Genomic DNA, 22298 nt, shown 5'->3' with positions numbered 1-22298 from the left:
AACCGCCACCGCGCAGCCGGATTAACCGATTCGCGGGCTAACGGCCGGGGGCGTTTATGTAACTCGTTCACAGCCGTGATGCTTTCTGCGGAACCTGAAATCCATACTAGCGGGGCGCGGAACGGGGGGACAGTCCCGCACCTGCGAAATGCGGCTCCGAATGCACCGAGGGCGCGTCCGCGAAAATTCAAAATATGCCTGTGTCACAAGGCTTTTTGGCATTTCGGCGCAGCTCCGAGTCGCATTCAAGCTTACCAAGATTTCATGTGATATTGCCGCCACGCCGACGCCAGGACCACCAGTCCCTACAGGCACTCCACTGAAAGCTGCGCCGCAGCGCACCGCTGCTTGACCGGCCCTGGGTGAGCGCTCGGCGCGCAATGATCGGGGGGATGGTCTGCCATTGCGCTGTGCACGCGACGGCGGATTGCTGGAGGTACCCCACCAGCACCTTGGCGGCCGCCGCAACGCGCACCTATATGATTGGAGCTGACCGTTTGCGGGGCGCGCTCGGATCCAGGGGTATGAGGCGTATGGCGCGCCCGGCTTGCGGCCGGACAGTATCCGTTCAAGTGATGGATCCGCCGATGTCGAATGCCATCTGTGTGAGTTCGGACACGATCGACACAGTGCTTGCCGATCTGCCGCGCATGGTTCGCCTTGCGCTCAGCTTCGGCGCGCGGCTGCGGCGCGGAACGCTTGACGTCACCCTGCCCGACGGACGCGTGATCCGTCTCGGCGGCCAGGAGCCGGGCCCGAATGCGGCGATGCGGCTGCACAATTACGGCTTCGCCTCGCGTCTCATCAACGCCGGCGACATCGGCGTTGCCGAAGCTTATCTGGCCGGCGACTGGGACACGCCGGACCTGACGCAATTCCTCTACCTGTTCTGCGTCAACCACGATCTGATCCAGGCCATGCTGAGCGACAAGCCGCTGATGCGGTTCGTCCAGATGGTGCAGCACTGGTTCAACCGCAACACCCGCCGTCAGGCGCGGCGCAACATCCACGCCCATTACGATATCGGCAACGCGTTCTATTCGGCCTGGCTCGATCCGAGCATGACCTATTCTTCGGCGCTCTTCGAGGAGACCACGTCCGACCTCGCGGCAGCCCAGGCCAACAAATACCGCCGGCTCGCCGAGGCGCTCGACCTGAAGCCCGGCCAGACGCTGCTCGAGATCGGCTGCGGCTGGGGCGGCTTCGCCGAGTTCGCCGCAAAGACTTTTGGCACGCACGTCGTCGGCCTCACGATCTCGACCGAGCAGCGCGACTTTGCGCAGAAGCGCATTCACGAGGCGGGCCTTGCCGACAAGGTCGAGATCCGTCTTCAGGATTATCGCGACGAGCGCGACCGCTACGATCGGATCGCCTCGATCGAGATGATCGAGGCCGTCGGAGAGCAGTTCTGGCCAAGATATTTCGCGCAGCTTCGGGACCGGCTGCTGCCCGGCGGACTTGCCGGCATCCAGGCGATCACCATCCAGGACAAATTGTTCCAAGGCTACCGGCGCGAGGTGGACTTCATCCAGCACTACGTCTTCCCCGGCGGCATGCTGCCCTCGCCCGCCGTGCTCAAATCGCTCGGCGACAGGTTCGGCGTACCCGTCATCCGCGAGCGCATCTTCGGGGAAGATTATGCCAAGACGCTGGCCACCTGGCGGAATAACTTCCGCGCCGCCTGGCCGGGCCTCGTGCCGCTCGGCTTCGACGACCGGTTCCGGCGTCTCTGGGAGTATTATCTGTCCTATTGCGAGGCTGGATTCCTGTCCGGCAATATCGACGTCCGGCAAGTCATCTTCGCAAAGCAGCAATAAGAGTTTGCAGGGGTCGGCTTGCAAGGGGTCGCTTGTAAGGCCCGCGACCCTACTTTAGGGTCGCGCCCACCTTATGAACCAGCCGGTAATTGCCTGACATGACCATCAAAAATGACGTTGTCGAAGCCATCGGCAACACCCCGCTCATCAAGCTCAAGCGCGCCTCCGAATTGACCGGCTGCACCATTCTGGGCAAGGCCGAGTTCATGAATCCGGGCCAGTCGGTGAAGGACCGGGCCGGCAAATGGATGATTTTGGAGGCGGAGAAGCGCGGCGAGCTCAAGCCGGGCGGTCTGGTGGTGGAAGCGACCGCCGGCAATACCGGCATCGGCCTTGCGGTCGTTGCGGCCGCGCGGGGCTATCGCACGCTGATCGTGATCCCGGAGACGCAGAGCCAGGAGAAGAAGGATTTTCTCAAGCTGTGCGGCGCCGAGCTCCTGGAATCGCCGGCACTGCCCTACTCCAATCCGAACAACTACCAGCATGTCGGCCGCCGGCTCGCGGACGAGCTGCGCAAGACCGAGCCGAATGGCGTGCTGTTCGCCGACCAGTGGAATAACCTGGACAATGCCAAGGCGCATTACGACTCGACCGGCCCCGAGATCTGGGAGCAGACCGGCGGCAAGGTCGATGGCTTCGTCTGCTCGGTCGGCAGCGGCGGTACGCTCGCCGGTGTCAGCCGCTACCTGAAGGAGAAGAACAAGGACATCCGGATCGCCTGCGCCGATCCGCATGGCGCCGGCATGTATGAGTACTTCAGGACGGGCGCCGCCAAGGCGACGTCCGGCGACTCCATTACGGAAGGCATTGGGCTCGGCCGCGCGACCGCGATCGTGGAGAGCGCGAAGGTCGATGACGCCTATCTCATTCCCGATGCCGAAGCGGTCACGGTGATCTACGAGCTGCTCCAGCACGAAGGCCTGTGCCTCGGCGGCTCCACCGGCATCAACATCGTGGGTGCGATGCGCCTCGCCAAGCAGCTCGGGCCCGGCAAGACGATCGTCACCGTGCTCTGCGATTCCGGCAGCCGCTACCAGTCGAAGCTGTTCAACGCCGACTTCATGCGCGCCAAGAACCTGCCGGTGCCGGAATGGCTGGAGAAGCGCAGCAACATCAAGCTGCCGTTCGTCTAGGCCGGAATGGTCGCGGCCGCTCGTGCTAGACGTAGCGGTCGCGGCCCGGCCAGAAAAGCAGTGCCAGCGTCAGCACGAGATTGACGATGCCGCCGGCGATCGTGCCGGTGTGGTCGTGGCCCATGGCGCGCAAGGGCGCCTTTCCTTACGCTACGAGATCACCGCAGGATCTGGCTCAGGAACAGCTTCGTCCGCGCGTGCTGGGGAGCGGCGAAGAACTCGTTGGGCGCGTTGGCCTCGATGATCTGGCCGGCATCCATGAACACGACGCGGTTGGCGACCTCGCGGGCAAAGCCCATCTCGTGGGTGACAACCAGCATGGTCATGCCCTCCTCGGCGAGGTCGACCATGGTGTCGAGCACTTCCTTGACCATTTCGGGATCGAGCGCCGAGGTCGGCTCGTCGAACAGCATCACCTTCGGGTTCATCGTCAGCGCGCGGGCGATCGCGACGCGCTGCTGCTGGCCGCCCGACATCTGTCCCGGAAACTTGTTGGCCTGGTGCGGGATCTTGACCCGTTCCAGGAATTTCATCGCGTTGAGCTCGGCGTCCTTCTTCGGGATGTTGCGCACCCAGATCGGCGCCAGCGTGCAGTTCTCCAGCACGGTCAGATGCGGGAACAGGTTGAAACTCTGGAACACCATGCCGACCTCGCGGCGGACCGCATCGACGTGCTTCAGGTTCGGCCCGAGCTCGATGCCGTCGACGACGATCTCGCCCTCCTGGAATTCCTCGAGCGCGTTGATGCAGCGGATCAACGTCGACTTGCCGGAGCCCGAGGGGCCGCAGATGACGATGCGTTCGCCCTTCTCGACCTCGAGGTCGATGTCGCGCAGCACGTGAAACTCGCCGTACCATTTGTTGAGGCCGGAAATCTTGACGATGGGGTCTGACATGGTGACCTCGATCAGTTGCGACGGTGAGCGTTGAGGCGATGCTCGACGAAGAGCGAGTAGCGCGACATTCCAAAGCAGAAGATGAAGTAGATGATACCGGCGAACGCAAATCCGGTGAACGCGGTCGACGGCGTCGACCATTTCGGATCCGAGAACGACGCCCGGAGCGAGCCCAGCAAGTCGAACAGCGCCACGATCGAGACCAGCGACGTATCCTTGAACAGCGAGATGAAGCTGTTGACGAGGTTCGGAATGACGTGGCGCAGCGCCTGCGGCAGCACGATCAGCGAGGTTGTCTTCCACCAGGACAGCCCGAGGGCTGCGGCGGCCTCGCCCTGCCCGCGCGGGATCGCGGCGAGCCCGCCGCGGACGTTCTCGGCTTGATAGGCGCCCGTGAACAGCGCGATGCCGATCAGCGCGCGCACCAGACCGTCGACCGTGAAATTGCCCGGCAGGAACAAGGGCAGCATGTAGGTCGCGAAGAACAGCACGGTGATCAGCGGCACGCCGCGCCAGAACTCGATGAAGGCGATCGAGAAGATCCGGATCAGCGGAATGGTCGAGCGGCGGCCGAGCGCCAGCGCGATGCCGATCGGCAGCGAGGTGACGATGCCGGTCACGGAGACCACCAGCGTCACCAGCAGCCCGCCCCACAGATTCGTCGATACGACCGGCAGGCCGCCGTGGTCGAGCCCCATCAGCTTGATCACGATCGCGATGGCGACGAAGCTGACGACACTGGAGGCCAGAGCCCGCCCGCCGGTGCGAACGCCGCCGCCGAGAACGAAGGCGATCAGGGAAACGATCGCGGCCGTGATGGCGAAATCGGCCCAGACCGACTGACCCGTCCCCTGGAGCTGGTCCCGCAGCCAGGTCAGCGGAAAGATCAGCCAGTAGATCGCCGTGCCGACCAGCACGATGAAATTGCCGACGATCCAGAAGAGCGGTGCGATGGCCGAGGTCTTGCTGAGACCGAGCAGAGCCTGCCCGGCGCCGATGATGCTGTCGTCGAACAATTGCAGCAGGCTCGCCGTCCAGCTCACGCCAAATCCCTTGATGCCGCCGCCGTGCAGCAGAAAGAAGGCGACCACCGGAAAGGCGAAGAAGAACAGGCTGGCGTTCAGGCCCTTCGCCGGGAGGCGCGGAATGAGCAGCGGCAGCAGCAGGGCTGCCGCCAGGATCAGGGAGAGGTTGACGCGCCAGCGCTCGGCCTCGGGATAGAAGCCGTAGATCAGCTGCGGCAGCTTGGCCTGGATGTAGGGCCAGCAGGCGCCGACCGCGAAGCCGGCGTTCTCGGTCAGGCACGCCGTGCGGTCCTTCCCGGTCCAGACCGCATCGACCATCAGGAACCTGACGGAGGGAACGATGGTGAACCAGAGCAGCAAGGCGCCCACGATCGTGAGCAGGATGTTGGTCGGCGAATTGAACAGGCGGGTGCGCACGAGGCCGATGAAGCCCGTGGTCTTCACCGGCGCGGGACGCTCCGTGAGCAGATCCCGGCGGACGTAGGCGGACGAGGTGATATCGCTCATGCGCCGAGGCTCCGGCTGACGCGCCAACCGTAGACGCTCATGATCGCGCTGGTGAGCAGCGAGATCAGGAGGTAGACGCCCATCGTCATGGCAATGATCTCGATCGCCTGCCCGGTCTGGCTCAGCGACGTGCCGGCGAACACCGAGACCAGGTCAGGATAGCCGATCGCGACCGCGAGCGAGGAATTCTTGGTGAGGTTGAGGTACTGGTTGGTCAGCGGCGGAACGATGACGCGCATCGCCTGCGGCACGACGATCAGGCGGAGCGTGGTGCCGCGGCTAAGGCCCAGCGAGGATCCCGCCTCCATCTGCCCCTTGTGGACGGACAGGATGCCGGCACGCACGATCTCGGCGATGAAGGCGGCGGTGTAGGTCGACAACGCCAGCGTCAGCGCCACGAATTCCGGGATGATCCGCGAGCCGCCGGCGAAGTTGAAACCCTTGAGCTGCGGCATCTCGAAGGTGAAGGGCAGACCAAACACCAGCATGGTGGCGAGCGGCAATCCGAACAGCAGCGCGAGCACATAGGGCCAGATCCGGATCATCTGCCCGCGCTGGAACAGCGCGCGCCGCGCATAGATGCGCAAGGCCAGCGCCGCCACGATGCCGAGGGCCAGCATTGCCAGGAGCGGCTCGAAGCCGCTCTCGCCGATCGGACGCGGAATGACGAGGCCGCGGTTGCTGATGAAGGCGACGCCGAGCAGCGAGATGCTCTGCCTCGGATTTGGCAAGGCTGCGAGCACCGCCAGGTACCAGAACAGGATCTGGAACAGCAGCGGCAGGTTGCGGATGATCTCGACATAGATCTCGCCGACGCGCGACAATAGCCAGTTGGGCGACAGCCGGCACAATGCGACGATGAAGCCGATCACGGTGGCGAAGAAGATGCCCACCACCGAGACCACGAGCGTATTCAAAAGGCCGACCACGAACACGCGCAGGAACGTGTCCGAGCCGGTGTAGGGGATCAGGGTCTGGTTGACGTCGAAGCCGGCATTGTTCCGCAGGAAACCGAAGCCGGCGGCGATGTGCTGGTTTTCGAGGTTGGCCCGGGCATTGGAGACGATCTCATAGCCAATCCAGCCCAGGATCGCCGCGAAGGCAAACTGGACGGCGACGCCGTTCCAGCCTGCCTTGCCGCCCAGAATGCGCCTGATCTTCAGCGCGATCTGGGCCGGCGGTTTTCGAGCCTCGGTGCTCATCGCCGCGGATCAGGCGGGATCAGCGGATCGGCGGCGCGTACTGGAGACCGCCCTTGTTCCAGAGATTGTTGAGACCGCGATTGATGGCGAGCGGCGAACCGGCGCCGACGTTGCGGTCGAACACTTCGCCGTAATTGCCGACGGCCTTCACGATCCGTACCACCCAGTCCTTGGTCAGGCCGAGCTGTTCACCGAAATTACCGTCGCTGCCGAGCACGCGCTTCAGCTCCGGATTTTCCAGTTTCGCCTTCTCGTCGACGTTCTTCGAGGTCACGCCGAGCTCTTCAGTGGTGATCAGGGCGAACAGCGTCCATTTCACGATGTCGAACCACTGGTCGTCGCCGTGGCGCACCATCGGTCCGAGCGGCTCCTTCGAGATGATCTCGGGGAGCACCATGTGATCGTTGGGATTGGCAAGCTTGAGGCGGTTGGCGTACAGGCCCGACTGGTCGGTGGTGAAGACGTCGCAGCGCCCGGCCTCATAGGCCTTGACGGTTTCATCGTTGGTGCCGAACGCGATCACCTCGTACTTCATGTTGTTGGCCTTGAAGTAGTCGGCGAGATTCTGCTCGGTGGTGGTGCCGGTCTGGACGCAGACCGAGGCGCTGTTGAGCTCGAGCGCCGAGTTCACCTTGAGCGACTTCTTCACCATGAAGCCCTGCCCGTCATAATAGGTCACGCCGGTGAAGTTGGCGCCGAGCGAGGTGTCGCGCGAGATGGTCCAGGTGGTGTTGCGCGAGAGCACGTCGATCTCGCCGGATTGCAGCGCCGTGAAGCGGTCCTTGGCAGACAGCGGCACGTACTTGACCTTGGTCGCATCGTTGAAGATCGCTCCGGCGATCGCGCGGCAGAGGTCGACGTCGAGCCCGGTCCAGTTGCCCTTGTCGTCAGGCGAGGAGAAGCCGGGCAGGCCCTGGCTGACGCCGCAGGACAGCATGCCCCGATCCTTGATGGTCTTGAGCGTTTGCGCATCGGCGGCCTGGGCGGAGAGGCCGGTGGCGAGAGCGAGAGTGAGAGCCAGGGTTACGCGTTTCATGGGCTGAAGGCCTTTCAAAGTCGTCTCAAGGTCAGGAATGTCGTCTTTGGGATCGTCTCTGCCACGGCTAGCCGCATCAAGACTAGCCTTGCAAGAGTCATGCTGGAAAACCTTGCCGAACACTCGCCGATCCCGGGAGGCCATACCTTAATCCCCGCCGCAGGCGCCCGCCGTCATGTTATGGCTGTGGCGCAAGGTTCGGTCAGACGATGGATCGAAGGTCGCGGCAGCCCCTCAACATGCGGCGACTGAATAGCACCTGCGCATCTCAGAACGACTGGCGAGCCGGGTCAAGGGGTTGACGGGACTCTTCTGTGTTCTGTTATTAACGGCAGCGGCCTTTCGGCCGGCCCGCGGGCGCGGTGCGCCCGGTGGAAACGCCCTTTTGAAAGCAGACGCATGGATTCCTCGCACTCCTCCGAGCAGCAGGCCGAGACTCGGCTGGTCACCTCCGGCCGCGACACCAAGGCGCAGAAGGGGTTCGTCAATCCGCCGGTGTTCCACGGCTCGACGGTGCTCTATCCGACCGCCGAGGACCTGCACGCCCATCGCGGCGAGTTCACCTATGGCCGCCATGGTTCCCCCACCACCAAGGCGTTTCAGGAGACGCTGATGGCGCTGGAGGGGCCGCAATGCGCCGGCGTCGGCATCGTGCCGTCGGGGCTGTCGGCAATCTCCACCACCCTGCTCTCGGTGCTGAAGACTGGCGACCACATCCTGGTCTGCGACAACGTCTATCGGCCCTCGCGCAATTTCTGCAACGGCATGCTCGCCCGCCTTGGCATCGAGACAACCTATTTCGATCCGATGATCGGCGCCGGCATCGACAAGCTGTTCAAGCCTAACACGAGCGCCGTGCTGGTGGAGGCACCGGGCTCGCAGTCGTTCGAGATGCCCGACATCCGCGCCATCGCCGACGTCGCGCATGCCCGCGGCGCACTCGTCATCGACGACAACACCTGGGCGACGCCGCTCTATCACCGCTCGCTCGATCAGGGCGTCGACATCAGCATGCAGGCTGCCACCAAATATATCGGCGGCCATTCCGACATCATGTTCGGCACCATCTCGGCCAACGCCAAGGCATGGCCGCAAATCGCCGAAGGCATCCGCCTGCTCGGCGTTTGCGCCGGCCCCGACGACGTCTTCCTCGCGCTGCGCGGCCTGCGCACGCTGTCGGTGCGGTTGGCGCAGCATCATCGCTCCGGCCTTGACATGGCACGCTGGCTCGCGGCCAGACCCGAGGTCGCGCGCGTGCTGCATCCGGGACTTGAGACCGATCCCGGTCATGCGATCTGGAAGCGCGACTTCACCGGCGCCTCGGGCCTGTTCAGCATCGTCTTGAAGCCGGCACCGCAGGCCGCCGTCGACACCATGCTCAACACGCTCAAGCTGTTCGGCATGGGTTTTTCCTGGGGCGGCTTCGAGAGCCTCGCGATTCCCTTCGACTGCGACGCCTATCGCACCGCGACCAAATGGGCGCCCGGCGGCCCTACCCTGCGTCTGCATATCGGCCTCGAAAGCGTCGACGATCTCAAGGCCGATCTCGATCGCGGATTCGCTGCCCTCAAGGCGGCAATGTGAGCCTGCTCACAAGGCATCTCGCCTGGGGACGCGGCAATCCCGCCCCCGGGAACGTGCAGCACCCGCAAACGTTAACGCTGATGCGCCAACAAAGGGTTTGATCCCCAAGCGTTTGGCGCTAGCTTCACCAATCGACTCTAATCCGGACACGGAGCATGGGAACGTTGGTTCTGCTCGATCTGATGGGCGGCGTGGCGCTGTTGCTGTGGGGCCTGCACATGGTCCACAGCGGGATTCTGCGCGCCTTTGGCCCGGACCTGCGGCGGCTACTCGGCAAGGCGCTCGGCAACCGGTTCAACGCGTTCGCCGCCGGGCTAGGCCTCACCGCGCTGCTCCAGAGCAGCACGGCGACGGCGCTGATCACCAGCTCATTCGCGGCCGAAGGCCTCGTCAGCGTCTCCGCCGCGCTCGCCATCATGTTGGGCGCCAATGTCGGCACGACGCTGATCGTGCAGGTGCTGTCGTTCAACATCGCAGCCGTCGCGCCGGTCTTGTTCGTGCTCGGGCTCGTCGCCTTCCGGGCCGGCCCGCGGTCGCGGATCAAGGATGTCGGCCGCGTCTTCATCGGGCTCGGATTGATGCTGCTGTCGCTGCACATCCTGCTCGACACGCTGGCGCCGGCGGAGAACGCGCCGGGCGTTCGTGTCATGATGTCGGCGATCACGGGCGATCCCGTGCTCTGCATCTTCATCGCCGCGCTCGTCACCTGGGCGGTGCATTCGAGCGTCGCCAGCGTGCTGCTGATCATGTCGCTGGCCTATTCGCAGTTCATCACGCCGTACGCAGCCCTCGCGCTGGTGTTAGGGGCCAATCTCGGCAGCGCCATCAATCCCGTGTTCGAGGGCGCCAGGCGTGACGATCCCGCGAGCTACCGCCTGCCGCTCGGCAATCTCGCCAACCGCGTGATCGGGATCGCGCTGGTGCTGCCATTCCTGAGTGGGATCGCCGAGCACATGCACGCCTGGCAGCCGGATCTTGCCAGGATGACGGCGGCGTTCCACATCGCATTCAACGTCGGCACGGCCGTCATCTTCATCGGCCTGCTCGACACCATGTCCCGGCTCCTGACTCGGCTGCTGCCTGATCGCGTGCGGGAAGACGATCCGGCCCGGCCGCGCTATCTCGACGAGAGCGCGCTGGAGACGCCGTCACTGGCGCTCGCCGACGCCGCGCGCGAGACCCTGCGCATGGGCGATCTCGTTGAGGTCATGCTGCGCAAGGTGATGGCGGCGATGATGACGGGCGACCGCGCGCTGGTCGACCAGGTCACGAAGACGGACAATGTCGTCGACGGCCTCGATGAGGCCATCAAGCTCTACGTGACGAAACTGACGCGCGGCAGCCTCGACGAGAGCGAGGGCCGGCGCGCGATGGAGATCATCTCCTTCGCCATCAACCTCGAGCATATCGGCGACATCATCGACAAGAATCTGAGCGAGCTCGCCACCAAAAAAATCAAGCGGCGCTTCCAGTTTTCGGCCGAGGGCGCCGAGGAACTGGCCGCCTTCCACAAGCGCACGATGGACTCGCTGCGCATCGCCTTCGGTGTCTTCATGTCGGGCGACGCCAACGAGGCGCGCAAGCTGCTGGTCGAGAAGACGGCGCTGCGCAACACCGAGCTTGCCGCCGTCGAGCGCCACCTCGACCGCCTGCGCGAGGGCCGCCCCGAGACCATCGAGACCACCTCGCTGCATCTGGACGTGCTGCGCGACCTGCGCCGCATCCACTCGCATATCTGCTCGGTCGCCTATCCCGTGCTCGATGCGGCCGGCGAGCCCTATCGCAGGAGCGAAGCGGATACAGCCACCCTGCCCGCGTCGGGCGCGGCGTCGGCGTTGCCGCGCTAGCGGAACACCTCAGCGATCCACCGTCGCCGACGCGCGGCCGCGGTTCTTGATGATCAGCATGATGTTGCGGATATAGATGATGGTCGCGAGCGCCTGTCCGAGGATGATCACCGGCTCGCGCTTCACGACGCCGTAGACCAGCGTCATCAGCCCGCCGCCCATCGAGCAGAACCAGAACGCCATCGGCACCACGCTGTTGCCGGCACGTTCGCTCGCGATCCACTGCACCAGGAAGCGCGCGGTGAAGAACAGCTGCGCGACGAGGCCGAACGCCAGCCAGAAATCGAACTTGGCGACGAAGACGTCGTACAGATAATTGCTCAACGCCTGACCGTATTGGATGATCATGCCTGCACCTCAGTCACATCTGGTGTCGGCTTCTTGCGGCGGATCAGCCACCACACGCCAGCGAGATCCATGATCCCGATCCACAGCCGGTCGAAGAAACCATAGTTCGACACGCCGGAATGGCGCGGCCGGTCGATCACGTCGACATAGGCAATCTCGTAGCCCTCGCGGCGCACCAGCGCCGGCAGGAAGCGATGCAGCCCGTCGAAATAGGGCATCATCAGGAACACCTCGCGCCGGAACGCCTTCAACCCGCAACCGGTGTCGCGCGTGCCATCCTTCAGGATGCCGTTACGGACCCCGTTCGCGACGCGCGACTGCAATTTCTTGAAACCGGTGTCCTTGCGTCCGACACGCTGGCCGGCCGCGAGGCCCACCCGCCCGGCACCCTTCTCCACCGCCGCGATCAGATCGGGCAGGAAGGCGGGATTGTTCTGGCCGTCGCCGTCGAGCGTCGCCACGATTGCGCCGCGCGCTGCGCGCACGCCGCTGCGCACCGCTGCGGATTGGCCGCCTGATCTGGCATGGCGGAGCTGGCGCAGATTGTCCCGCTGCTTCATGATCGCGCCGAGCCGCTCGCCGGTCGCGTCCGTTGAACCGTCATTGACGTAGATGATCTCATAGGCCCAGCGGCCGTCGAGCGCCGCGCCGATCTCCGTGATCAGGGGCGCGATGTTGTCGGCTTCGTTGCGCACGGGAACGACGATGGAAACCGAAGGCTGGGACGTCGACAAATGAAGCTCGTGGTTGGAATTGGCCTGCAACTTGCGGAACCGGCGGTCCCGGCAGGCAGCCGCTTTTATGGGGCGGATGCCCCGTGGGCAACCCTTTTGAGGCGGCCCGAGACCGCCCCCGCAAGAGGCACAATGGTGCCGTCGGCGCGGATGGCAAAGCCGAGCCTGCGGGCCGCGAACCAGTAGCGCACCGCCATGGCGCCGACCGTGCCGACCATTGCGCCGGCCACGACATCGCTCGGGTGATGCGCGAGCAGCACCAGCCGCGTCAGCAGGATCACGATTGCGTAAGTGAACATGAATACGCGCAGCCGCGGCCACAGCGCCGAGACCGCAAACGCCAGCGCGAACGCCGTCACCGCATGACCTGACGGCAGGCTGGCATAAGCCCCCGTACCCTCGAACGGGATGAAGTTGAACGGATTGGCCTTGCCGCCGACGAACGGACGTCCGCGGCCGATGAGATATTTCAGAATCTCGGCAACGAACACGGACAGGGCAACAGACAGAAATAGGAACTGCAGCCGCGTGCCGAAGCCGAGCAGCAGCGCGCGGCGCGTGCCATGCAGCCCGGCTGCAACGAGCGCCACGGTCACCAGCACGATCCCCAACACGGAGAGCACATACTCGTCCTTGCCGAAATCGGTGAGGATGCGGATCGGCCACAGCTCGGGGGTGCCGCGCGCCGGCATCAACTGGATCTCGGTCAGATCGAACGCGACCATCAGCGCGATGACCAGGGCCGCACCGACCGCGCTGAGCCACAGCGAATGCCGCGCCAGTTTTCGCGCGGCTTCGGCGCGGCGCGAATGCGAAGGCGTGCGGACGAGCTGCGCCAGGGAACGGCCCGACACCGCGAGCAATTGCGCGGGATAGCCCGGGCGCGGCGTGATGTCGGTTGGCGCCGGCATCCTACTCGGTGCCTTCCGAGCGGAAGATCGAGATCGAGATCGCGCGGCCTTGCGAGAAATTATAGCCGTCGATGCGTGCGCCGACCTTGTAGCGCAGCCCGATCGCCTCGGCGCGCTGCACGAAGCCGCGCTCCGAGCGCTGCTCGATCAGCGCGAAGCGGCAGCTGCCCTGCCGCAGGAAATCCGCCGCGCCCGACCCGTCGGTGAGCAGCGTCTGCGTGCCCGTCAGGAATACGAGGCTCGGCTCGTGATAGCCGGCCGCAGCCGCCTTCGGCCCGACGCAGGTGACGTTGCGAAGTGCACGCGCGATCTCGATGCTCGGAAACAGCGGGGTCAGCGACGGCAGCACGATGCCGTAGACCGTGAATGCGAGCATCAGAGCTGCGACCAGCGCGTTCAGCACCGAGCGTTCGGCACGGTTGGTGTCGAACAGCCACCAGGCGAACAGGCCGAAAATGAGCGATGCCGCGATGAACGGCCAGGCCGCGAAGGCCGGCTGCCGCGTCAGCATCACCGCGCCGACGACGGCGATGATCGAGCCGAGTGCAGGGATGGCGAACCACCAGGCAGAGCCGCGCATCAGCCAGGACCGCGACAGCACGCGCCGCTCCAGCGCACCGACGGTGAGGATCGCGATCGCCGGGTACAGCGGCAGCACGTAATGCGGCAGCTTGGTCAGCACCGCCTCGAACACGATCCAGGACGGAACCAGCCAGGCCAGCAGGAATTGCGCGCCGGGCTCGCGCCGCGCGCGCCAGACCGCAGGGGCCGCCATCGCCGCAAGGGGCGCGCCGGGCCAGAACGTGATCCAGAACAACGCCAGATACAGTCCGGGCGGCGCGCCATGGGATTCCTGGGCCCCCAACTTGCTCAGCATGTCGCCGCCGACGGAATCGGCGAAGAAGGCATCGCCGGCGCGCCAGAAGATCGCGACGAACCAGGGCAGCACCAGCACCAGCATCCACATCAGGCCCCAGAGCGGACGCAGCTTCCACAGCCACGAGGCATCGCGGTCCTGGATCGCGAGCGCGACCACGGTCAGCCCCGCGAACATCAGGATCAGCGGGCCCTTGATCAGGATGCCGACCGCGAGCGCGGTCCAGAAGATCGCGGGCCAGCTCCACGGCGGATGGGTCTCGTCCTCGGCGCGCTGCCACGACAGATAGGCCCTCGACATCGCGCCCATCGCGGCTGTCACGCAGAACAGCAGCATCGCATCGGTTTTCGCGAGGCGTGCTTCCACGCCGAGCAGCACGGAGGCGCACATCAGAAGCGCGGCGAGCACCGCGGCGCGCCGCGTGACAAAGCCGAGCGCGGCCCAATAGGTCATCAGCACGGCGCCGATCGCGCCGATCAGCGACGGCAGCCGGTAGACCCAGATCCGCAATTCGGCCTTCGGCAGCTTCAGCGCGGAGGCGGCTTCAACGGCAGCCGATTGCAACCAGTAGATGCCGACCGGCTTCTTGTAGCGGACGTCCTCCTGGAAGCGGATGTCGACATAGTCGCCGCTCTCGACCATCTGCTTGGTGGCCTGGGCGAAGCGCGCCTCGTCGCGGTCAACAGGCGGGATGGTGAAGAAGCCCGGCAGGAACAGCAGCAGCGCGCACAACAGCAGGAAGCCGACCGCGCGGGCGTGACTGGCCGTGGCGACATCGAGCATGGACACCAGCCGGCTACCCGGATTCACGGGTGATTTCGGCTCGCGGGGGGCTCCAAAACGGGGAGTTGGGTAGGTCTCGGCCATTGGTTCCGCTTACGCTGAAACCGCCATCGCTACAACCGCTTGAGGCAGGGTCATTGAATTCGAATGACAACTGTGTCCGCGGCGCCCGTGGCATCGATGACGGTCAGCCGCGCAAAGCCCGGACCGGGCGGATCGATCAGGCGCTGACGGCGCCCGTCGATCTCTCCGAGTGACGCTCCATTAACCATGACGGTCATGGGCAGGACGCCGCCGGCGACCTTCACGGGCATGGCCGCGCTCCCCTCGCCGCCGGAACGGTCGACGTCGATCCGCGAGCCGTTGAGCGGGAACTGGATGTGCAGCGCCTGCTCGCCGCCGGTCCTTACCAGTTCCCCGACCGGGCGGAACCGCTTCAGCGGCAACGGCAACTTGGCGTTGCTGGCGACCAGGGTTCCCTTGGGCGGCTTCGGCAGCGGGGTCAGCGTCTTCCCGGTTCGGGCGAAGGCGTCGAACAGGATCGGCGCGGCGGCGACACGGCCGATCAGGCCGGGAACCGGGGCGCCGTCGGGACGGCCGACCCAGACGCCGATGGTCATGCGGCCGTCGAAGCCGACCGACCAGGCGTCACGATAGCCGTAGGAGGTGCCGGTCTTGAAGGCGATGCGGTTGTGGGCGGCATTCTCCGGCGGCGGCGTGCCCAGCAGCACGTTGCCGACCTGCCAGGCCGCGACCTGGTCCAGCAGCCGCAGCGGTTCGCGGTCGTCCTTGTCGGCCACGATCTCGCGCAACGGCTTGGTGGTGCCGAGCCGGGCGAAACCCGTATAGAGCTGGGTGAGATCCTGGAGCGTCACACCGACGCCGCCGAGGCCCATGGCGAGCCCCGGCGCCTCGTCCTTGGGCAGGACCAGATTGCCGCCGGCCTGCCGCAGCCGCGATGTCAGCCGGCTCGCGCCGACGCGGTCGAGCAGCACGATCGCCGGCACGTTCAGCGATAGCTGCAGCGCCTTCTTCACCGGCACCGTGCCCTGGAACGTCATGTCGAAATTTTCCGGCGCGTACGAGCCGAAGCGAACCGGCCGGTCGTCGATCAGGCTGTCGGGGTGGACAAAACCGTCCTCGAAGGCAAGACCATAGATGAACGGTTTCAACGTCGAGCCCGGCGAACGGATGGCGCGGGTCATGTCGACCTGCCCTGCCCGGCTCTCGTCGAAATAATCGGCCGAGCCGACGCGCGCGAGCACGTCGCCGCTCTCATTGTCGACCACGATGATGCCGACCGAGATGTTAGGCCCGAGCGCAATGGCGCGGTCGCGCGCCAGCGGCTCCAGCACCTTCTGCAGGTTCGCATCCAGCGTCAGCTTGATGATGGGCGTGTCCTTGACCGTCGACAGCGCCGTATCGGAGGCATGCGGCGCCAGGATCGGCATCGGCTTGCGCAGCTTCGGCACGGGCACGGCCTTGGCCTGTGCCGCATCGTCAGCGCTGACGATGTGCTCCGCGACCATGCGGTCGAGCACACGGTCGCGGGCCTTGCGCGCGGCTTCGGGATGGCGATCGAGCCGGCGCGTCTCCGGCGATTGCGGCAGCGCCACCAGCAGCGCGGCCTCGGCAAGCGACAGTCGCTTCGGCTCCTTGCCGAGATAGGCGATCGATGCGGCCCGTATCCCTTCGAGATTGCCGCCGTAAGGCGCCAGCGCGAGATAGAGGTCGAGGATTTGCTCCTTGCTTAGGCTTCGCTCGATCTCGATCGCGCGAACGATCTGGCGCAGCTTGGCATGGAGCGAGCGCTGACGCCGCGGCTCCATCAAGCGCGCAAGCTGCATGCTGATGGTCGAGCCGCCCGAGACGATGTGGCCGCGCGTCCCGAGCTGCAACGCTGCGCGCCCCAGCGCGAGCGGGTCGAGACCATTATGCGCGTAGAAGCGCTGGTCCTCATAGGCGAGCAGCAGTTTCAGATAGGTCGGATCGACGTTGGTCCTGGCATCGACCGGCAACCGCCAGCGGCCGTCGAACATGGCGTAGGCGCGCAGCAGCTTGCCGTTGCGGTCGACAACGGTGGTGGAGACCTGCCGCGCCTCGTCGAGCGGGAGCGGACCGAGGTAATAGACCCAAGCGACGAAGCCGAGGATGGTGAGGATGAGCGCGAGCGCGAGGCCGGAGAGGATGTGGTGCCCCCTACCCCGTACTCCGTCATGGCCGGGCTTGCCCCGGCCATCGCCGTTCTCGCCGGTCGCACCAAAGTCCGTGGATGCCCGGGACAAGCCCGGGCATGACGACTGAGTGTGAAACGGCACCTCGTTCATACGCCTCTACCTATTCCTTCACTTCGCCGCTCGCACATCGACACTCCCCGTGCCCGTCCGGCCATAGCGCGAGGGATTGTACATGTCCTCGACATAGGCCTGCGGCAGCACGTATTTGCCGGGCGAGACCGCGCGCACGACATAGGCGACGGTGAAGACCGACTTGGAATCCGAGGCGCGATCGACCGCCGCCGTGAAGCGGTCATCGCGGAACTCGGTATCTTCAGGCTCCTCGCCGTCCTCGATCCAGTCCAGCGTGCCGCTGTCGCCCGACGACACCAGCTTCGGATTGTCGATCTCGAGGCCCGCCGGCAGATAGTCGGACACCATGATGTGGCCGTACTCGGGCTTGGCCTCGGTGATCTTCAGCACCACCGCGAAACGCTGGTTCTGCTTCACTTTGCTGATGTCGGCGGGCTTGCCGTCGAGCGTGAAATAGCTGCGCTCGATCTTGAAGCCGTTCGATGCCGCCGGCTCAGGCGTGACCGGCGAGCCCGACACCGAGACCACCGCCTGCACCGGCGCATCGCCGGTGTTGGTGATCTTCAGCGGCTTGCCCTCCAGCGTCACGGCCTTGTAGCTGCGGTACAGCGCGGTCTTGACCGGCTGGCCGTCGACGTCCATCGACAGGTTCTCCTTGGCCAGTGCGCGCGCCGCCAGCACCAGCCACGCATTCTCCTGCGTGGAAGTGTAGGGCGTGAGCCCGCGCGCGGTCTCGACCCGCGACACCGCCTGCGTCAGCGTCGCCTTCGGCGCGTTGCCTTCGCTGGCGAGCGAGACCAGCGCGGCGGCATCGCGAAGCTGCGAGCCGTAGTCGGTGCGGCCGAACTCCAGCGCAGGCTTGGGCGCGAGGCTGTCGAGCGCAGCACCGTAGACGCGTTCAGCACGGTTACGGTCGCCGACCAGCGCCAGCGCGGCCGCAAGCTGCGATTTCGCGATCGGGGTTGCGAGGTTGGAAAGCTTGGTGTCGGCGAGATAGCGGAGGTCGCCGATCGGCGCCGCGCCGTTACGCGCGAGCACGTAGAGGCCGTAGGCGAGATCGCGGCCGCCGTCCTTCTCCGGCTCGTTGCCGTTCACGACCGAGTTACGGATACGGTCGAGCGCGTTCTTGAACAGCACATCCGGCACCGCAAAGCCCTTTTCCCGGGCGCGGGTGAGGAAGTCCGTCACATAGGCATCGAGCCAGGCATCGTCGCCCCCGGCCGACCACAGGCCGAACGAGCCGTTGGAGCCCTGACGGGCCAAAAGCCGTTCGATGGCGTCGCGGATGCGCTGGTCCACCTCAGTGTCCATGGCAAGGTGCGCGCCGGCGGCGAGGTCGTTGACATAGAGCAGCGGCAAGGCGCGGCTCGTGATCTGTTCCGAGCAGCCATAGGGATAGCGATCGAGCGCCTTGAGGATCGTGGCGGCGTCGAGCGCCGTCGACAGGCTCGCCGAGACCGAGACGCTGCCGGTGCCCGGCACGAGATCGGAGAACATGTCCGAGGTCAGCGTCAGGCTCTCGCCCTTCGCCAGCGTCCGGATCGAGCGCCGCGCCAGCACCTGGGTCGCCGCCTTGACGTCGAGCGCATAGTGGCGCGCCAGCGCAAGTCCGTTCGGTCCCTTGATGTCGACGTCGAGCGTCGCCTGCCCCGCCGCGGTCGCGTCGATCGCAAGCGCGAACGAATTACGCTGCTTGGCGGCGAGCTTGACCGTGGTCGCGGGATTGCCCGATATCTTCACCGGTCCGCCGGTCTTCACGTTGATGACGTAGTCGCCGGCCTGGCCCTCGACATTGTCGATCTCGAGATTGACCGTGCCATGGTCGCCATTGAGCAGGAAGCGCGGCAAGGTCGTGGTCAGCACCACGGGATCGCGGATCACGACATCAATGTTGGCGCGGCCGAGCTTGGTCGCAGTCCACGCCACCGCCATCACGCGCGCGGTGCCGGCGAACTCCGGAATATCGAAGCTCACTTCGGCAGTACCGTCGGCAGCGACGGTGACGATGCCCGAATAGAGCGCCAGCGGCTTTTGCGCGGGCGGCGAGCCCTGCAATTCGCCAGCACCGGCATCGCCGCCGGACTTGATCTGTCCGCGCGTGCCAGACATTCCGTCGATCAGCTGCCCGTAGAGGTCGCGGATCTCTGCGCTGAGGCGGCGCTGGCCAAGATAGTAATCATCAGGCGCCGGCGGCTTGTAATTGGTGAGGTTGAGGATGCCGACGTCGACCGCGGCGATCACGATTTTGGCGTCCTCGCCGGGATTGAGCCCGTCGAGCTTGACCGGGATCTTCAGCGTCGCATTCGGCCGGATCAGTGCCGGTGGCGTCAGCTTCACCTGGAGCGTGCGGGTCTGCTTGTCGATGCCGAACCATTTCAGGCCGATCGCCCGGCCCGGCATGCGTTGGGCCGCCGCGTCGAGCGGACGGCGCAGCGTCGCCACCACATAGGCGCCGGTGCCCCAGTCCTTGCCGACCGGCAGCTTGACCTGCGCGGTGCCTTCCTTGACGTCGATGGTCTGCGTCGTCAGCAGGCGGTCGCCGAGCACGTTGACGGTGAGCTTGCCCGCGCTCCGGACATTGACCGACACCGTCATGGTGTCGCCGGAGGCATATTGCGGCTTGTCGATCGAGGTCTCCAGCAGATCCGGCGTGTCGGCGCTGCCGTCGGAATACCAGCCGACGTCGAACTGCACCGAGGTCACCGGGCCGTCGGCGTCGTTGGACTTCACATCCAGCCGATAGCGGCCGGGCTGCGGGGCGAGCGAGATCCGCGACGGCTTGTCGGCAGCGATCGTCACGTCACCGTCGGAGACGCGCGAGGTCGACTTGACCGGCTCGTATTCCCAGTAATTGTTCTGACGATACCACTGGTAGCGCGACTCCATCTTCAGGAGCTCGTAACGCAGGCCGTCACGGCGCAGCCTCTCGCCCTCGGGCGAGACGAACACGACATCGAACTCGGCCTTGTCGCCCTCGGCAACGTTCTTGTCTGCGAATAGCGGCTTGATGCCGATCATGGCGGTCGCAGGCGCGACCGGCAGCACGATCTTGCGCTCGACGGCGCGGCCGCCGGTCTCGACCATGCGGACGAAGATCTGCGCCTCCTGCGGCCGGGTCGAGGCCGGCTGCTTGTCCAGCGTCACCGGGAAGGTCGCAACGCCGTTGGCGTCGGCTTCGGGCAAATTCTCCAGCGGCGTGCGCTCGTTCGAGGTGGTCTCCTCGTCGGCGACGCCGAACTGGTAGCCGGCAAAGCCCGGACGCTCGCTCGCGGGCGCGACCAGCATGTCGCCTTCGAGCTGGAGGCCAGAGGCCGGCGCGCCATAGAGGAAATGGCCGTCCGCCTTAAGCTCCACTGGAGCGTTAGCTTTGATCACCTTGTCCTTGGCGGACAAATCGAATTCGATCCGATCAGGAACGTAGTCCTCGACCATGAAGGTGGTTTCGCCGACCGACGAGCCCTTCGGGTCGGTGAAGGCGCGCACCCGCCAGGTCCCGGTCGGGACAGCCGAGTTGAGCGGCACCGCGAGCGTGCGGCCGCCGGCGCCCTGGTCGGACAGCACGGCGCGGCGGAATTCGACGCCGTCGGGGCGCTCGATCACCAGCGTCATCGGCCCGCCGGTGACGGCATTGCCCTGCCCGTCGCGCAGCAGCGCGGTGAGATAGACGGTCTCGCTGGAGCGATAGACGCCGCGCTCGGCATAAACAAAAGCGTCGGCTCCAACAGGCACGGCGCGGCCGGAGACGCCGCGGTCGGACAGGTCGAAGGCGGAGGTCTTCAGGCTGAGGAAGGCATAGTCGGCCTTCTCGCCCGTGACCGTCAGCATCGCCGGCGACAAGCCGCCCTCGCCGCGCGCAAGGCCCGACTCGAACAGCACATGGCCGCTGTCGTCGGTCTTGCGGGTGGCCAGGATCTCGTTGTTGCGGGCGACCAGCCGCACCTCGGCTTTGCCCACCGGATCGGTCGAGGCCAGCGAATTGACGAAGACGTGGATGCCGTCATTGCCGGAATAGGCTGTGACCCCGAGGTCGGAGACGATGAACCATTGCGTGGCGAGCTGGGATTCGTCGTCCGAGCCTGGCCCCTTGGCGGCGGCGGTCATCACGTAGACGCCGGGCTGGAGCTCGCCCAGCGCCTGGTCGACGGGGAATGCGGTGGTGACGTCCTGGTTCAGCGTCATCGCGGTCGCAAGCTCGCCGGTCCAGACCTTGACGCCGCGTTCGCCGCCGATATCCGAGAGCTGGTAGCGCGACAGCGTCTTCTGGAAATCGCTGTCGACGACCGTATTGATCAGATTGCGGTCGCCGATCCTGAAGACGTTGACGTTGACCGCGGGCGTGTTGACGCTGACCACGGGAATGCCGCGCTGGCCGGTCCTGGGCAGCACATAGGCACGGCTGGTGAAGCGCACGAAGGGTTTGCGATCACGCACATAGACGTTGAACTCGGCCGATTTCGGCAGGCCTTCCTTGACGGTGGATGGCAGGCCGGCGCGCAGATTGATGTTGTAGCGTTCGCCATGCTTCAGCCCGTCGACGCAGAGCTGCTTGCCCTCGGCCGACAGCGCCGGCTTGTCCTGGCCCGCCAGCGCGAGGTACGGCGCGAAATCGGTGCGCTTGGCGAGCTCTTCCGAGAACTGGAAGCAGGCGCGCGGGCTCGCCGAATCCGAGTCCACGGTATAGTCGAGCAGCCGAAAACCGTGCTCGTCCCGCATCTTCTCATACTGGCCGCGGACGTCGGCGACCTCGCGCATGTCGAGCGACAGCCGCAGCGCGTCCAGCGCCGGCCGCCACAGCTTGCGTTCGGCGAGCGACTTGCCGAGCACGGCGAGCGCGTCGGCCTCCTCGCCCGGGTTGCCGGCACGCTGGTAGGCGATGTAGGCGGCGGTCGAGGCGCGCTCCAGAAGGAAGGTCTGCTCGCTCGAGCTCTTCGGCGAGATCTGGAAGATGACCTTGGCGAGCCGCAGCCAGTTGCCGGTATCCTCCGGCGCGGTGGCCGCGATCTGGCCGAGGACCGACAGCCCGGTGCGGTAATCGCTGCGGCGGAAGGCGGCGTCGGCGTCGGTGCGCAGGGTCGCGCTGGTCTTGGCGACCGGCCCCGCCTCGCTCTTGATCTGCGCCTCCAGCTTGATCGCGGAATCGGCAAGATCGTCGCGCTTGAACGCCTTGTCGGCGGCGTGCGCCGCGCTGAGGCCGAACGCCAGCGTGGCGCAGATTGTGACGGCGCGAACCAGACCGATCATGAGGGACTCCCGGAAATCACGGCGAACGCCGCGTGCGCATGAAGTGCG

General features: G+C 65.7%; 14 protein-coding genes. 4 read left to right on the top strand and 10 right to left on the bottom strand.

Annotation, left to right across the window (positions count from 1 at the left end; translation table 11 throughout):
* Positions 1 to 587: 587 nt before the first annotated feature.
* Both NLM25_RS23080 and NLM25_RS23075 read left to right on the top strand, forming a co-directional pair.
* Positions 588 to 1817: a cyclopropane-fatty-acyl-phospholipid synthase family protein gene (locus NLM25_RS23080; RefSeq protein ID WP_254138511.1), complete on the top strand. Its 1230-nt coding sequence runs from the start codon at positions 588 to 590 to the stop codon at positions 1815 to 1817.
* A 98-nt stretch (positions 1818 to 1915) separates the two neighbouring features.
* Entirely contained in the window at positions 1916 to 2950 is a 1035-nt protein-coding gene (locus NLM25_RS23075) for a cysteine synthase A (RefSeq protein ID WP_254138510.1), read from the top strand.
* A gap of 158 nt (positions 2951 to 3108) precedes the next feature.
* Here the strand turns inward: NLM25_RS23075 and NLM25_RS23070 are convergent, their stop codons facing one another.
* The 4 genes from NLM25_RS23070 to NLM25_RS23055 are packed head-to-tail and all read right to left on the bottom strand — an operon-like array spanning position 3109 to position 7616.
* Positions 3109 to 3846, bottom strand: a complete 738-nt coding sequence (locus NLM25_RS23070) for an amino acid ABC transporter ATP-binding protein (protein WP_256570728.1) — start codon at positions 3844 to 3846, stop codon at positions 3109 to 3111.
* 11 nt (positions 3847 to 3857) lie between these two features.
* Positions 3858 to 5378: an amino acid ABC transporter permease gene (locus NLM25_RS23065; protein WP_254138509.1), complete on the bottom strand. Its 1521-nt coding sequence runs from the start codon at positions 5376 to 5378 to the stop codon at positions 3858 to 3860.
* The gene (locus NLM25_RS23060; protein WP_254138508.1) at positions 5375 to 6580 is read right to left on the bottom strand and encodes an amino acid ABC transporter permease; all 1206 of its coding nucleotides are present in this window, start codon (positions 6578 to 6580) and stop codon (positions 5375 to 5377) included. The genes NLM25_RS23065 and NLM25_RS23060 overlap by 4 nt, the downstream gene beginning before the upstream one ends.
* Before the next feature lie 19 nt (positions 6581 to 6599).
* Positions 6600 to 7616, bottom strand: a complete 1017-nt coding sequence (locus tag NLM25_RS23055; protein WP_254138507.1) for an amino acid ABC transporter substrate-binding protein — start codon at positions 7614 to 7616, stop codon at positions 6600 to 6602.
* Between the two features lie 399 nt (positions 7617 to 8015).
* On the opposite strand from NLM25_RS23055, the gene metC reads away from it, so the two are divergent.
* Both metC and NLM25_RS23045 read left to right on the top strand, forming a co-directional pair.
* Positions 8016 to 9200: a cystathionine beta-lyase gene (gene metC, locus NLM25_RS23050; RefSeq protein ID WP_254138506.1), complete on the top strand. Its 1185-nt coding sequence runs from the start codon at positions 8016 to 8018 to the stop codon at positions 9198 to 9200.
* Between the two features lie 155 nt (positions 9201 to 9355).
* Entirely contained in the window at positions 9356 to 11047 is a 1692-nt protein-coding gene (locus NLM25_RS23045; protein WP_254138505.1) for a Na/Pi cotransporter family protein, read from the top strand.
* A 9-nt stretch (positions 11048 to 11056) separates the two neighbouring features.
* Here NLM25_RS23045 and NLM25_RS23040 read toward each other — a convergent pair whose 3' ends face one another.
* The 6 genes from NLM25_RS23040 to NLM25_RS23015 all read right to left on the bottom strand — a co-directional run bounded on the left by NLM25_RS23040 (position 11057) and on the right by NLM25_RS23015 (position 22250).
* Positions 11057 to 11395 carry a lipid-A-disaccharide synthase N-terminal domain-containing protein gene (locus NLM25_RS23040; RefSeq protein ID WP_254138504.1) on the bottom strand — a complete coding sequence of 113 codons (339 nt, stop codon included), beginning with the start codon at positions 11393 to 11395 and terminating at the stop codon, positions 11057 to 11059.
* On the bottom strand, positions 11392 to 12129 hold the full coding sequence (locus NLM25_RS23035; protein ID WP_254138503.1) for a glycosyltransferase family 2 protein: 738 nt from the start codon (positions 12127 to 12129) through the stop codon (positions 11392 to 11394). Before NLM25_RS23035 ends, NLM25_RS23040 begins: the two co-directional genes overlap by 4 nt.
* Positions 12130 to 12194: 65 nt before the next feature.
* Positions 12195 to 13040, bottom strand: coding sequence for a phosphatase PAP2 family protein (locus NLM25_RS23030; RefSeq protein ID WP_254138502.1), 846 nt, complete (start codon positions 13038 to 13040; stop codon positions 12195 to 12197).
* A gap of 1 nt (position 13041) precedes the next feature.
* The gene (locus NLM25_RS23025) at positions 13042 to 14784 is read right to left on the bottom strand and encodes a glycosyltransferase family 39 protein (RefSeq protein ID WP_254138501.1); all 1743 of its coding nucleotides are present in this window, start codon (positions 14782 to 14784) and stop codon (positions 13042 to 13044) included.
* Positions 14785 to 14834: 50 nt separating this feature from the next.
* A complete protein-coding gene (gene pbpC / locus NLM25_RS23020; protein WP_254138500.1) occupies positions 14835 to 17027 on the bottom strand; it encodes a penicillin-binding protein 1C in 2193 nt (730 codons plus the stop codon).
* An 18-nt stretch (positions 17028 to 17045) separates the two neighbouring features.
* Entirely contained in the window at positions 17046 to 22250 is a 5205-nt protein-coding gene (locus NLM25_RS23015) for an alpha-2-macroglobulin (protein WP_254138499.1), read from the bottom strand.
* Positions 22251 to 22298: the final 48 nt, after the last annotated feature.

Source organism: Bradyrhizobium sp. CCGB01 (assembly GCF_024199795.1).
Classification (GTDB): domain Bacteria; phylum Pseudomonadota; class Alphaproteobacteria; order Rhizobiales; family Xanthobacteraceae; genus Bradyrhizobium.
Note: the sequence above shows the minus strand (reverse complement) of the source record. Positions and strands in the feature narration are given on the sequence as shown.

Bases quoted from the DNA above. Each gene is read 5' to 3' on its own strand.
- NLM25_RS23080 (WP_254138511.1), top strand. From the start codon at position 588: ATGTCGAATGCCATCTGTGTGAGTTCGGACACGATCGACACAGTGCTT.
- NLM25_RS23060 (WP_254138508.1), bottom strand. From the start codon at position 6,580: ATGAGCACCGAGGCTCGAAAACCGCCGGCCCAGATCGCGCTGAAGATC.
- NLM25_RS23040 (WP_254138504.1), bottom strand. From the start codon at position 11,395: ATGATCATCCAATACGGTCAGGCGTTGAGCAATTATCTGTACGACGTC.
- NLM25_RS23065 (WP_254138509.1), bottom strand. From the start codon at position 5,378: ATGAGCGATATCACCTCGTCCGCCTACGTCCGCCGGGATCTGCTCACG.
- NLM25_RS23075 (WP_254138510.1), top strand. From the start codon at position 1,916: ATGACCATCAAAAATGACGTTGTCGAAGCCATCGGCAACACCCCGCTC.
- NLM25_RS23015 (WP_254138499.1), bottom strand. From the start codon at position 22,250: ATGATCGGTCTGGTTCGCGCCGTCACAATCTGCGCCACGCTGGCGTTC.
- pbpC (WP_254138500.1), bottom strand. From the start codon at position 17,027: ATGAACGAGGTGCCGTTTCACACTCAGTCGTCATGCCCGGGCTTGTCC.
- NLM25_RS23030 (WP_254138502.1), bottom strand. From the start codon at position 13,040: ATGCCGGCGCCAACCGACATCACGCCGCGCCCGGGCTATCCCGCGCAA.
- metC (WP_254138506.1), top strand. From the start codon at position 8,016: ATGGATTCCTCGCACTCCTCCGAGCAGCAGGCCGAGACTCGGCTGGTC.
- NLM25_RS23070 (WP_256570728.1), bottom strand. From the start codon at position 3,846: ATGTCAGACCCCATCGTCAAGATTTCCGGCCTCAACAAATGGTACGGC.
- NLM25_RS23045 (WP_254138505.1), top strand. From the start codon at position 9,356: ATGGGAACGTTGGTTCTGCTCGATCTGATGGGCGGCGTGGCGCTGTTG.
- NLM25_RS23055 (WP_254138507.1), bottom strand. From the start codon at position 7,616: ATGAAACGCGTAACCCTGGCTCTCACTCTCGCTCTCGCCACCGGCCTC.
- NLM25_RS23025 (WP_254138501.1), bottom strand. From the start codon at position 14,784: ATGGCCGAGACCTACCCAACTCCCCGTTTTGGAGCCCCCCGCGAGCCG.